Source organism: Okeania sp. SIO3I5, assembly GCF_010672085.1.
Classification (GTDB): Bacteria; Cyanobacteriota; Cyanobacteriia; order Cyanobacteriales; family Microcoleaceae; genus Trichodesmium.
In genome coordinates this window covers 1-12,829 of record NZ_JAAHHT010000001.1, presented here as the reverse complement: position 1 = coordinate 12,829, position 12,829 = coordinate 1, and the positions used below count along the sequence as shown (strand labels likewise).

Annotated in this window: 10 protein-coding genes; 8 read left to right on the top strand and 2 right to left on the bottom strand. The window is 40.3% G+C overall.

Annotated elements, in window-relative coordinates; all coding sequences use genetic code 11:
* Window positions 1-564: 564 nt before the first annotated feature.
* Window positions 565-876: a hypothetical protein gene (locus F6K40_RS00045; RefSeq protein ID WP_293129599.1), complete on the bottom strand. Its 312-nt coding sequence runs from the start codon at window positions 874-876 to the stop codon at window positions 565-567.
* A 286-nt stretch (window positions 877-1,162) separates the two neighbouring features.
* Between F6K40_RS00045 and F6K40_RS00040 the strand changes: the two genes are divergently transcribed.
* Together F6K40_RS00040 and F6K40_RS00035 are read left to right on the top strand one after the other, a co-directional pair.
* The gene (locus F6K40_RS00040; protein WP_293129596.1) at window positions 1,163-3,373 is read left to right on the top strand and encodes a WD40 repeat domain-containing protein; all 2,211 of its coding nucleotides are present in this window, start codon (window positions 1,163-1,165) and stop codon (window positions 3,371-3,373) included.
* 114 nt (window positions 3,374-3,487) lie between these two features.
* On the top strand, window positions 3,488-4,225 hold the full coding sequence (locus tag F6K40_RS00035) for a hypothetical protein (RefSeq protein WP_293129594.1): 738 nt from the start codon (window positions 3,488-3,490) through the stop codon (window positions 4,223-4,225).
* A 235-nt stretch (window positions 4,226-4,460) separates the two neighbouring features.
* Here the strand turns inward: F6K40_RS00035 and F6K40_RS00030 are convergent, their stop codons facing one another.
* Window positions 4,461-5,507 (bottom strand): TauD/TfdA family dioxygenase, encoded by a 1,047-nt coding sequence (locus F6K40_RS00030; RefSeq protein WP_293129591.1) that lies wholly within the window; start codon window positions 5,505-5,507, stop codon window positions 4,461-4,463.
* Window positions 5,508-5,632: 125 nt separating this feature from the next.
* On the opposite strand from F6K40_RS00030, the gene F6K40_RS00025 reads away from it, so the two are divergent.
* The 6 genes from F6K40_RS00025 to F6K40_RS00005 all read left to right on the top strand — a co-directional run bounded on the left by F6K40_RS00025 (window position 5,633) and on the right by F6K40_RS00005 (window position 12,354).
* Complete coding sequence (locus F6K40_RS00025; RefSeq protein WP_293129588.1) at window positions 5,633-5,791, top strand: hypothetical protein; 159 nt, start codon at window positions 5,633-5,635, stop codon at window positions 5,789-5,791.
* Between the two features lie 199 nt (window positions 5,792-5,990).
* Window positions 5,991-6,908 carry a hypothetical protein gene (locus F6K40_RS00020; RefSeq protein ID WP_293129585.1) on the top strand — a complete coding sequence of 306 codons (918 nt, stop codon included), beginning with the start codon at window positions 5,991-5,993 and terminating at the stop codon, window positions 6,906-6,908.
* 37 nt (window positions 6,909-6,945) lie between these two features.
* Window positions 6,946-7,161, top strand: coding sequence for a hypothetical protein (locus F6K40_RS00015; RefSeq protein WP_293129582.1), 216 nt, complete (start codon window positions 6,946-6,948; stop codon window positions 7,159-7,161).
* Window positions 7,155-7,403 carry a PIN domain-containing protein gene (locus F6K40_RS00010; protein ID WP_293129579.1) on the top strand — a complete coding sequence of 83 codons (249 nt, stop codon included), beginning with the start codon at window positions 7,155-7,157 and terminating at the stop codon, window positions 7,401-7,403. Before F6K40_RS00015 ends, F6K40_RS00010 begins: the two co-directional genes overlap by 7 nt.
* Before the next feature lie 21 nt (window positions 7,404-7,424).
* The gene (locus tag F6K40_RS40570; protein WP_365669650.1) at window positions 7,425-7,529 is read left to right on the top strand and encodes a hypothetical protein; all 105 of its coding nucleotides are present in this window, start codon (window positions 7,425-7,427) and stop codon (window positions 7,527-7,529) included.
* A 31-nt stretch (window positions 7,530-7,560) separates the two neighbouring features.
* Complete coding sequence (locus F6K40_RS00005; protein WP_293129576.1) at window positions 7,561-12,354, top strand: CHAT domain-containing protein; 4,794 nt, start codon at window positions 7,561-7,563, stop codon at window positions 12,352-12,354.
* Window positions 12,355-12,829 lie beyond the last annotated feature (475 nt).

Genomic DNA, 12,829 nt, shown 5'->3' with positions numbered 1-12,829 from the left:
CAAGTTTAGGGCGTTGCATAAATACGCTGTGAAATGGGCATCTTGCCCGTTCCTGATTGATTCAGCAACGAAGTGAGTATAGTTGTGAAATTTAGTTTTGTTGGGGTTTGATATTAAATCCCTGTAGGGGTTTGGTCTCCAAACCCCCAAGATTCAAGTTGAGTAGTATTCGATCGCTGCTGCAATGCCCAAAACAATTTCGAGCATCTGTGTCTTGAGAAATAGTTCCTAGCTTCCGGACAAACTTCTGGTCTGCAATTCAAGTCGCTCCACCTTAACGCGCCTTGTGCCAGGCATTACAGCGGTTTTCATTTGGCTACTGTAGGGGCGATTTCCTAGGTCATGCTCCGCAAACGCGAATCGCCCCTACAGGGTTTTTGTGATGACGATGTGGTTTATCAATTTGAAAAGCACTGTAAACGCCATATCCAATCTCCCCTTGAGAAAAGAAGATTCCGTGTTTCAATCAAGATGCTTTCCTACGGAATGCTGCGCAAACAACTAGAGGTACTGATAACTGATAACTGATAACTGATAACTGAAATCCCCCGTCGAGGTTGCTCCTTAATATTCAATGATGCCACCTGCCAGAAATTCTTGCCATTCAGTATTTTCTTGGTAATGCTCTACCATATTTTCCGCTTGTTGTGCTAGGAGACGACGACGTTCTTCCAGAGTTAGTTGTAGAAAAGCACGTCGTTGTTCTAAAGTAAGAGATGGTTGGGGTGTTTCTTCTAACCGATCTAGACTAACCTTGCCTTGGTAATTATTAGTTTGAGAAACAGCTTTTAAAGCAGCAACAATTTCTTCTAACATAGCAATTTGATCGGAGCTTAAACCTGTGACATCTATCACCTTTTTTTCTATGTTAGTCACTCTATTTTCTGAAGTTTTCATAATACCTAAATTTGATTTTTTTTGATTATATCAAATCCGGTAGTACCGTAGGTTGGCAAGTGAGACACAATCCAACAAATCCAATCTTGTTGTTGGGTTTCCGACCTCAACCAAACCTAGGATAACATTAACAGGACTTACGCAGTACCGCTATATATGGCGTATAGTTTGGTCAATATTCCCGATGTTTAAACTATCATTAGTGCCGTTGCGTAAGTCCTGAAAATGTTACTATAGTCTAGAATACTCTAACTCTCAAAAGACTATGGTTTGTTGTTTAAATGGCCAATGCAATAATCCTCAACTGCCTAACAATACTAAACATTCCAGTCAAGGTGGTTTTGGTAAAACTTACTTAGCTAAGGATAAGAAAAATTTTGACAAATCCTATGTCATCTCATCTGTACCGAAAACTCAAGCTTCTCTATTACTCTCTATTCTGAAAGCAGCAGTTGTATCCGTTCGGACTAAAACTAAATCTTTGTCTACTTCATTCTGGGGTAGTTTGGGGTTGGTGCTGATAATTTTGTTTAGTAGCGGATGTTCCTTAGTTGAGCAGAGTCAACTAGAAGAAGATAAAACTACTTTGCCTCCAAGAGAAAATGTTTCTACACGCACCAAAGCTAGACCGCAAATTATCAACATGATACCATTTCTCCAGAAAATCATCACTGGTAGCGATAATATCGAACAGATAGCTATTAGTCCTGATGGCAAAACTCTGATTAGCAGTAATTTCCAGGGGCAAATTAAAATTTGGAACCTAGTCAGTGGTGAACTAGAAACAACTATTATAGCTCATGTTGGTAGTGTGAATTCAGTAGCCATCAGTCCTGATGGTCGTACTTTTGCCACCGGGAGTGATGACTCTACAATCAAACTGTGGAATATCGCTGATAAGTCATTGTTATCTACTCTTGAAGCTCATTCTGGTAGTAGGGTTTCTTCCGTAGTTTTTAGTCCTGATGGTCGCATTATTGCCAGTGGGGGTGAAGACGGAACCATCAAACTATGGAATGTAACTGATGGCAAGTTATTATCTACCATTGATGATTATTATGGTATTGAATCAATAGCTTTGAGCAACGATGGTCGCATTATTGCTAGCGGACATTATGACGGAACCACCAAACTGTGGAATGTAACTGATGGCAAGTTGTTATCTACTTTGGGTAATTCTCATTTAGATGATTCTGAATCAGTTCAATCAGTAACTTTTAGTCCTGACAGTCGCATTATTGCCAGTGGTAGTTATGACAGAACTATCAAACTCTGGAATGTCGCTGATGGCAAGTTGTTATCTACTCTTAAAAGTCATTCTAATGTTATTTCTGCCCTAAGCTTTAGCCTTGACAGTCGCATTATTGCCAGTGGTAGTTATGACAGAACTATCAAACTCTGGAATGTGACTGATAGCAAGTTGTTATCTACTCTGAAAGGTCATTCTAACGGGGTAAATTCATTAGTTTTTACCCCCGATGGTCTCACTCTTGCTAGTGGGAGTCATGACGGAACTATCAAACTCTGGAATTTCAGGGATAGCAATCTCCAAAAAACTCTAGTTGATGGTTCTATTGAAAATCCTACCAATACCAATACTAATACTTTTGAAGCAGTAACCTTTAGTTCTGATGGCAGAACTATTGCCAGTGGAAGTTTTAAGGATATTCAACTGTGGAATGCAGTTGATGGCTCCTTGTTATCTACTTTCAAAGGTCATTCTAATACAGTGAAATCAGTAGCCATTAGTCCTGATGGTCGTACTGTTGCCAGCGGGAGTGATGACAGAACTATCAAACTGTGGAATATAGCTAATGGCAGATTATTATCTACTCTCAAGGGTCATTCCGATATTGTTACATCAGTAACCTTTAGTCCCGATGGTCGCACTCTTGCTAGTGGAAATGGGGATGATAGCATCAAACTGTGGAATGTGGCTAACGGCAGGTTATTATCTACTCTGAAAGGTCATTCTAATGATATAAAATCAGTAGCTTTCAGTCCTGATGGTCGTATTCTTGCCAGTGGAAGTAAAGACTCTACAATCAGACTCTGGAATGTGATTGATAGCTCATTGTTGTCTAGTCTTGATGCTCATTCTGGTGGAGTTAATTCAGTAGTCTTTGTTCCGCAACCCGACGGGAAGAAGTCCGATAGTCTCATTCTTGTTAGTGGGGGTGGTTTTATAGAACCGACTATTAAACTGTGGAATGTTGCTGATGGCTCCTTGTTATTAACTATTGAAACTGAGCGTCAAGCTTATCCAGTAGCCTTAGCTGTAAGCAACGATAGCCGGATTATTGCCAGTGGTGGTGAAGACTCTACAATCAAACTGTGGAATATCGCTGACGGTTCTTTGCTATCAACTCTTAAAGGTCATTCTAGCAGGGTGAATTCAGTAGCCTTTAGTCCTGATGGCAAGACCATCATTAGTTGCAGCGAGGATCGTACAATCAGATTTTGGCAAGTACCATAATTTTGCAGTCTACCGAAAATTCAGTCAGAGATTACTTTTAAGTTGATAATTTGCTTCCCTACTACGATATGCTAAAATAAAAACGCCTACAACCAATACCACAAAAACAACCCAATGACACAATCAAATTTACCAAAACAACCAAATTCTCGCGCGATCGCTATTTTCCTCTGGCTCCTGTCAGCAATATATATCTACATCCTCCTACTCTCCCCACCAGATCAACTGCTTCCCAACGGACCAATTTGGGCAGTCGATCCCGAAACTATTAAAGAAGCGATCGACGACTCTATCAATTTTTTCTTTATCCTCCCAATTTTTAATGCTGTTGGCATCAAATATATGGAAGCGCGAACCATACACCCTTGGTTAGAAAGTTTATTCAACTTTGCCGAAGCATGGATATTTATGTTTCTGCCACTGCTGGTAGTCGATCGCCGTGGTGGAGAACTCCAAAAAATCCTAATTTGGAGTATGGCAATGTTCCTTACCAATACCTTTCTCCTACCATACATGGCTTGGCGCACCACTGCAACCGAGCTTCCCACAGAAGAACAAATGAGTAAAGGTTTACTGGCAAAAATATTTGGTGTTGTAGGATTAATTATAGGCAGCATCGCCGTAGTTTGGGGAATTTTCGCCAGACCAGAATTTGGCGATATCGCTGCTAGAGCAGAATTTTTCGTACAAAATTTTCAGAGCGATCGCCTCACTATTGCCTTCTGTGTAGATGTAATTTTATTTGCCATTTTCCAAGCAGTATTAATCGGAGATATTGAACCGCCAGAAAGTGGGAAACGTTGGTTAAGATTTGTGCCATTTTGGGGATTAGCTGTTTGGCTAATTTTGTAGAAGTTGTGCTTCTATTTTTTGCCTTCTATACTTCTTGAGTGTTTAAGAAACCGGGTTTATGGGAGGTAGATTTTAGTATGGTGGTGAATTTCATATAAACAGGACTTACGAAAATTACAAATCATACACCTTGTGTAGGGGCGAATGGTATTCGCCCTCTAGTAGATATGGTGCTTCTGCATGTAGGGGCGAATGGCATTCGCCCTCTTGTAGATATGGTAGTTCTGCTTTGATATTACTCTAATACTAGAAACTTGATATCAAAAACGAAGCCATTATTGGAGTCTGTAGCTCGACGTATATCCATTAAGGAACGACGGCAAAACAGACGTTGCAACCAGCGATCGCCATTCTGAGAAATAGCCGCACGTCCGTGGAGACATTTACTATTGTCAAATAAAAGCATATCTCCTCCCTGCAATGTTACTGCTTGACTAACGTAGGGCAAGACATTGCTCAAAGCATCGACTGCTGTTTTTGCTTCCTTAGTTATACTCTTGACTGCATAGAGATTTGCTGCTATTTCTAATTCGCCATTCTGATTTTCAGTAACTAGAGGACGCAACTCACTTTGAATTACTTTTCCATTCCACACCTTAAAAGACTCTGGTAGTTCAACTCGAAACAGAGGTTGCTGTAAGAGGTATCGGTGACGCGGACTAATTTCTGCGAATGCTTTGTTGAGTTCCGCGATATAGGTAGGTGTATTTGAATCATTGATTAATCCTAGTAAAAATAGAAACTCTGGACGATAACACCGCGTCAATATGGACTCATCTGTGTGATAACCTAATGAGATGGAACCCTCATTTGAGAGCGATCGCTCTTTACCGGGGACTGGAGTAATTTCTTGCACTAGCACTCCTTTTTCTTGTTTGTAAGCTAGTGGTAGTAAATCACTGGCAGCGCTAATGCCGAGCAAAATTTTCTCGCTAATGTCAGTAGTTTTGTGCTGAGGACGCTTGCCATCGACTGGTGGTTTACCTAGTTTTTCGTCTATTGGTAAATTATGAATGACTAAAAAAGGTAAACCGTGAGGTTGGGTTAGTTGCTGTAAGCTTTGCAAAATCTGTTCTGGCAGTTGTTGTTGAATAACTTTACCTAGTTGCCGGAGCTTTTCTTCTGTAATATTTTCCAAGTCTAGGGGAATTTTTGACAATTCTGCTTGCAAGACTTGGTTTGTTTCTGCGGGTATTTGATGCTGTAAAAAATCTTTCATATTAATTAGCGATCGTGTGTTTTCTGTGTTGGAAAAGTTTTTGGCAACTTGATGTTTGTTCATTGATTTATTCCTTGACTCAACTGATACTAATTTAGCCTGGTTTGCAGAGGAATGTCATTAGTGTGAAATAGCTATTTTGGGCTTTAAATTAAATCAAATTGAATCAAATTAAATCAATTTAATTTATGTTAAATTACACAAAATTACGGGAAATTACAGGAAATGGCAGTAAATGGCTAATCTGCTTTCTGGAGCTTTTTTATGGAAATTATATTGATATAATTGTTATTAGTTATGTAGGTTATTTCAGTTATCAGTACCTCTGGCTTAAACTGGAGCTTTGAGACGTTAACTGCTATTCCATACCGACCAACTTTTAATCTGTAGCGGTTCTTTAATTTGTGAAGTACAGTTTTATATCCCCCCGCCGTCCTGAGAAAGGGGGAAGTCAACAAAAAGTCCCCCTTTCCAAGGGGGATTTAGGGGGATTGTAAATCTACCTCATAACTTTAGGAATTGCTATATCTATTCTTTGGAGCTAATATGCAGATTACTAAATTACACTCAGGGTTTATTAGTGAAATTGCTGATGGTTTATTTCCGATGGAAAATGGTAATCCCACAGTTAAAGGGGAATTTTTCAAGTTAAGATATCATCCAGATAACTATTATTTTGAAAATAAGAATAGCAATGATAATGGAGAAGCAGAGAAAACCAGTATTTGTCAAATTTTGAAAAAGGAAGGACGGGGAGATTTAACAAATACGATTCAAACAATTTCTAGGAAAGTTAGAGATTGTCTCTTGACTGAATATTCAGAAGAAATTATGGCAGATATAGGAGAAGAAAAGGTGAATTTCATCAAATCTCCAGGCCGAGGTAGAGACTTTTGGAAAAATCTTTATCAATGGTTATGGGATTATCAATTTCCTCGGTGGGTTGAGGCGAATTTTTTGCCATCTTTAGAAAAGCAGGCAGATAAAAATAGGGATTGGATTAATTTTGCAGATAATATGGTAGAAGTAGATAAATTACATATTCCTCAAATGGCAGATCATCAACCTCTAAAGCTGAGTTTAGAAAAGCCTTATTGGGCATTTATTAATTTGCCTGAATCTGATGGTTATTTACTGTTGTTAAATCAGGGAGTTGTAAGTCGGTGTGTGGTTTGCCCTTCTCAAGCTTTTGCTATTGATTATGAGTTGGAAAAAATTCGGCTTTTGCCACAAAAAGAAACTTTGACTTATGAGCTAGGATGTCGGTTTACTTTTAACGAAGTAGGAGTAGAAAAATTTGTAGCGATCGCTCTGGAAAAACCTCTAGATTTAGAATGGTTAAAACCTAATGAGGAAGAGGTAGCACCAGATTTGAATTCGGAAAGAATGCAGGAGTTATGGCAAGAATTGGAAAAGCAAAATAACTGGCGGGTTTATGCTCAGGAAGTTGAAGTAGTGGGATAATATATTTGAACAGTTTATTAATAGATAGGAGAAAATTATGCGGGATTTTAAGAAGAAAATAGTTACTGATGAAACTATGCGGCCTGTAGCGGTTTTAATTGATTATGAAGACTGGCAAGAAATTGAAAAATTGTTAGCTATTGCTCAGTTAAAAACTCAAACAAAAAGTGTGGATTTATCTAAGTATGCAGGTACTATAAAACTTAGTATAGATCCTTTGGAATATCAACAACAAATTCGGGATGAATGGTAGTTATGGAAAGTTTAATTGTTCTAGATACAAATGTGGCTTTGTATTATTTAGGTGGGCGGTTAGTGAACCCTCTACCTAATGCTAGATATTTTATTTCTATAATTACAGAAATAGAGTTACTGTCTTATCCCAGTCTGACTCCAGTTGAGGAAGTACAAATTCGTAATTTTTTGGCTCAGATAACAATAGTTGGTATCGAGAGTCAGATTAAAGATTTAGCGATCGCTTTACGGAAAAGTTAAAGGTGAAAACTTCCTGATGCTATTGTGGCAGCAACAGCACAGTTATTGAATGCCAAGTTATTGACAAATGATGCCAGACTAATAAATTTGTCAGAAATTAAAACTGAGTCTGTACAAATTTTGTGATAGGAATCCTAGCACATATTAGTTACTAACAATGGATGCAACATATACTCAAAAAATAGAAGAACTTTTACAAATAGGAACGAACCAATATAACCAGGGTGAGTTTGCAAATTCTCTCGCTACTTTTTGGGAATTTTATCAACTAGCAAATCAGGCAAAAGATTGGGTTAATCTTAGTTTTGCTGTGGCTTGGTTGGGCTGTATTTATCGGGAACAAGGAGATTTTGATTCGGCTCAAAAGTATTTTCAAGAGCGTTTAAACTGGGCGCAAGTTTTGGATGATTTTTCGGCAAAATGGGAAGTGTTGAACTGGATGACGGAGGTGGCGGAAAGAGAAGGAAAACTTGCTGATGCTATTGGTTATTCTGAAGCCCAATTAATTCTGGTGCGATTACATAATATTGAGGCAAGTTTTGAAATAGAAATAGTCGATAGAATTGGTTATTTATATTTTGCAATGACAAATTATGCGATAGCTATTGATTATCTGAAACATTCTGCTATTTTAGCTGAGAAATTATCTAGGGATAAATGGCGGGCAAATAATTATTATACTTTGGCTGGTTGTTATCAGGTTTTGGGGAATTTGGGGAGAGCTGGAGATTATTATCGGGAAGCTGGGAGTCTGTATATAAAGATAGAAGCAATGGAGTTTTCAGCACTCAATTGTTGGGAAAATTTAAGGGTTGTTTGTCGGCAAATAGGGGATTTTGCCGGGGCGATCGCTGCTGAGGAAAAGAGGTTAGAAGTTTTTCGTCAGAGGGAAGATCGAGCGCAGGAGTTTTTTAGTGATTATAGTTTGGGGAGTTTGTTTTGGGAGAGTGGGGAGCATTCTCGCGCCAGGGAGTATTTTTTGTTGGCGTTGCAGATGGGGAAAAAGTTGGAGGAAGAGGCGACGGAAGAAGCGCAACGGTTAGCATGGGCAAACCAAGTGGGAAATGCTGGGTATATGTTGGGTATGGTTGAGGAGGCAACGGGGCGAGTTAAGCAGGCGGTTGCTTTTTATGGGTGGGCGATCGAGCTTTATGAGCAGGTGAGAAATGAACAGTGGGTGAGGTTTAGTCGCCAGAAGTGGGAATGGTTAAGGGGGAGGTTGCTTGGTTCTCAACAGCAAGGTTATTTAGACTTTTTGGTGGAGGTGTTGGAAGCAGTTCGGGATAGTAAAGGCAATGCTAAAACGGTTTACTCTCTACTGGAAGGCAATTTAGATAAGCTTGATGATGGCTTTATCCAAGCTTTACGGACTTACATTGAAGGAACGCTTTCTAAACTGAAATCAGCAGAAAGGGGGTTTATTTCCCAAGTAATTGTTGATTTTATTGACCTCATTCAAGAGTTTTCGCAAGGTAGTAAGGCAACTAATATAGAAATAGCGATCGCTGGTTACGAGGCGATGGAAACAATTTTTACTCGCGAGTCCGATCCGGAAAATTGGGCAGCAATTCAAAACAATCTGGGTTTGGCTTACCGTAACAGGATCTGTGACGACAAAGCTGATAATTTGGAAAAAGCCATAGCAGCTTACAATTTAGCATTGGAAGTTTACACCCAAAAAGACTTCCCCATCAATTGTGCAACAACTCAACACAACCTGGGGAATGTCTACCTTAATAGAATCAGTGGCGATAAAGCTGAGAATATAGAAAAAGCTATTGCAACTTACAATTTAGCATTGGAAGTTTACACCAAAAAAGACTTTCCTATTGAGTGTGCAATGGTTCAAAATAACCTTGGTATTGCTTACAGTGATAGAATCCTTGGTGACAAAGCTGAGAATATAGAAAAAGCTATTGCAACTTACAATTTAGCATTGGAAGTTTACACCAAAAAAGACTTTCCTATTGAGTGTGCAATGGTTCAAAATAACCTTGGTATTGCTTACAGTAATAGAATCCTTGGTGACAAAGCCGAGAATATAGAAAAAGCTATTGCAGTTTATGAACTAGCATTCTCCGTTCGCACTCGTGAAGCACTCCCCATAGATTGGGCAACAACTCAAAACAACCTGGGTACTGCTTACCGCAATAGAATCCTTGGTGACAAAGCTAAGAATATAGAAAAAGCTATTGTCGCACATAATCTGGCGTTGAAAGTTCACATTAAAAAAGATTTCCCCATCGATTGGGCAAGGACTCAAAACAATCTCGGCAGTGCTTACAGTGATAGAATCCTTGGTGACAAAGCTGAGAATGTAGAAAAAGCTATTGGTGCATATAACCTGGCGTTGGAAGTTCACACCAAAAAAGATTTCCCCGTCGATTGGGCAGGAACTCAAAACAATCTTGGCCTGGCTTACAGTGATAGAATCTTTGGTAACAAAGCTGAAAATGTAGAAAAAGCTATTGGTGCATATAACCTGGCATTGGAAATTCACACCAAAAAAGATTTCCCCATCGGGTGGGCAGGAACTCAAAACAATCTCGGCAGTGCTTACCGCAATAGAATCCTTGGTGACAAAGCTGAGAATGTAGAAAAAGCCATTGCTTCATACCAACTAGCATTGGAAATTTACACCAAAAATGGCTTTCCCTTCCAGTGGGCAATGGTTCAAAATAACCTCGGCATTGCTTACCTCTACAGAATCCGTGACGACAAAGCAGAAAATATAGAACTAGCCATTGTAGCCTTTCAACTCACTTTAGAAGTTTGCACTAAAAATGACTTTCCTATTGAGTGGGCAACAACTCAAAACAACTTGGGTAATGCTTACCTTGATAGAATCCGTGACGACAAAGCTGAGAATCTAGAAAATGCAACAATAGCATTTAATCTGGCGTTATCAGTTCATACTTTAGAAGCAAATCCCATTAGACATCTCGAAACTACCAACAACTTAGGGAACCTCCATTTCAAAGAAGGCAACTGGCAACCCGCCATAAATGCCTACCAAAAAGCCATAACCGCAGTCGAACTAAGTCGTAGTTGGTTGCAAGATGACTATATCCGCTCACAAATCTTCGTAGAAGCCATCGGAGTCTACCAAAACATCGTTCAATGCTACGTCAACCTTCAGCAATACGACAAAGCGGTAGAATATGCCGAGCGTGCCCGTTCCCGCACGGTAGCAGAATTAATGGCAAGTAAAGAACTCTACCCAAATGCCGAAATACCACTCGAACTCCTAGAAGAATATTATCGCCTGCAACAACTTTTGTCTGACCTCCGTCGCCCCACCTCCGTAGGGACGTTCCATGGAACGTCCCTACCGGATGCCAAGAGTCGGTTTGACCGTCGCGACAGTGGGAAACAGACAGAGCAAAGATTGGCAGAAATTGAAAAAATAGAAGCACAACGGCAACAGGTTTGGCGAGAGATTCGTAAGTCTGATCCAGTATTGGCGGGTCAGTTACAGGTAGATCCCCTGAGTATTGAGCAGATGCGGGCATTAATTAAGGATGAGGAGACGGCAATATTGAGTTTTTACACTACTAATGATGATACCTATATATTTATAGTTGGTCGGCAGAATGTTCAACTTTTCACTTGCGGAGGTCAGGGTATTGAGAGGTTGCAAAATTGGATAGGTCAAAACTGGTTAAAACCCTACGTTGACTACAGAAATAATAAAAATCAAGAATGGCGTAAAAATATGGGAGCATTTCTGAAAGAACTTGCCGAACGTTTGCAACTGAATCAACTTATTGCCCAACATCTGAGCGGTATTAAAGAATTAATTATTGTGCCTCACATATATCTGCATCAAATTCCGTTTGCTGCTTTGCCTGTGGATGTCTCCCTGACTTCCGGTGGAGGAGAAATCCCCCCAACCCCCCTTGGTAAGGGGGGCTATGAAGATTCGATTCTTGGTAAGGGAAGCGACGAAGATTCAGTCCTTGGTAAGGAGGGCTGCAGAGAAATCCCCCCAACCCCCCTTGGTAAGGGGGGCTATTTAGATCCGGCTTCCCCCTTTCAAAGGGGGACGGGAGGGGGATTTTACCGGGAATTTGCAGACACTCGCCTCTCTATTCCCACTGCCAAAAAACCTACCCCACAATCTACCAACAAACCAAAAACACCTGAAACTCGACCCACCTATCTCAGCGATATATTCCGCCTGCGAGTTATACCCAGTTGCCAAATACTCAGCTATTGCGACAACCGCAAGAAAAGCACCAACTCCCAAAAAATGGGAATTGTCGAAAACGCCACAGGCGACCTCATTTTCACCGGATACGAATGTGAAAACCTCGCCCAAATGTTCCAAGTCTCCAAACACCACCGCCTCCAATACCAACAAGCAACAGTCAACAACTACCGCCAACTCGCAAAACAAGTACAGTTTCTCCATTCCAGTCATCACGCTAGCGCCAACCTCAAAAACCCCCTAGATTCAAAATTATATTTATTCGATGGAGAAGTCACCCTTGGAGATGTATTTACCTGGCGTTTACCAGAATTAACCGATGTCTTCCTCTCCTGTTGCGAAACTAATCTCACAGTCAGCAAACTTAACGATGACATTCTAACTATTGCAGCAGGTTTCCTGAGTGCCGGCGCTCAGAGTGTAGTCAGTACATTATGGGCGGTGGATGATTCTGCGACGGCACTATTTTGTTTGTTTTATTATCAACATCGGCAAAACCCAGAATACACCCGCCCGCAAGCGTTACACCAAGCTCAAATCGATCTGCGCAACTTGACAGGAAAACAACTTAATGATAAATATCGACCACAGTTAGACGCACATTTGGGGGATATTGAGACGGAGGAGAATAAAAAACAGGTTGGGAAAATGAAATTTAACCTGGCGTTATTATGTCAGGAAGAATATCCGTTTATTAACCCCTATTATTGGGCAGGTTTTGTTTCCGGTGGTTTACAGTGAGTATTTAACCTCAAAAATTCTATAAGGTAGTGAATGCACAACTAAAGATTAAGACGGCCATAATGCTTAATTTTCCGTGGGTTACGGCGGAAAGTTAAATTTTGGTTACGATTCATAGTTATTGTCGCCTTTTCATGTCGGCGACAACTGAAACCTACTTGCCCTACTAGCGTGTCAAGCTTAAAATGGTGTGTTAGGAGCGAGCAACAAACGAAGACCTCTCCCCCCAATCACAAGCTATCCCTTATAAGGAACTCTTGAAACCCTTGTGGGAGGGTGGGGAGGATGGGGAGGACGGCGGGTTGGAGGAAGAATTCTGTCTACAGTATTCACTTCTTTGTGTCTAATTGAATACATTTTTCTCCCGAAAAAGCCAAACCCAGACCTACTCATAACGTGTCTATAATGCCCAAGTTTTATGAAAAGAGAAAGATGTTTATAAAGCATAACAGTTTGCAAGCCTCGGACTCACGGT

Excerpts from the sequence above, each read along its gene's own strand:
- F6K40_RS00040 (WP_293129596.1), top strand. The coding sequence starts at position 1,163 with ATGGTTTGTTGTTTAAATGGCCAATGCAATAATCCTCAACTGCCTAAC.
- F6K40_RS00035 (WP_293129594.1), top strand. The coding sequence starts at position 3,488 with ATGACACAATCAAATTTACCAAAACAACCAAATTCTCGCGCGATCGCT.
- F6K40_RS00030 (WP_293129591.1), bottom strand. The coding sequence starts at position 5,507 with ATGAACAAACATCAAGTTGCCAAAAACTTTTCCAACACAGAAAACACA.
- F6K40_RS00025 (WP_293129588.1), top strand. The coding sequence starts at position 5,633 with ATGTTAAATTACACAAAATTACGGGAAATTACAGGAAATGGCAGTAAA.
- F6K40_RS00020 (WP_293129585.1), top strand. The coding sequence starts at position 5,991 with ATGCAGATTACTAAATTACACTCAGGGTTTATTAGTGAAATTGCTGAT.
- F6K40_RS00015 (WP_293129582.1), top strand. The coding sequence starts at position 6,946 with ATGCGGGATTTTAAGAAGAAAATAGTTACTGATGAAACTATGCGGCCT.
- F6K40_RS00010 (WP_293129579.1), top strand. The coding sequence starts at position 7,155 with ATGGTAGTTATGGAAAGTTTAATTGTTCTAGATACAAATGTGGCTTTG.
- F6K40_RS00005 (WP_293129576.1), top strand. The coding sequence starts at position 7,561 with ATGGATGCAACATATACTCAAAAAATAGAAGAACTTTTACAAATAGGA.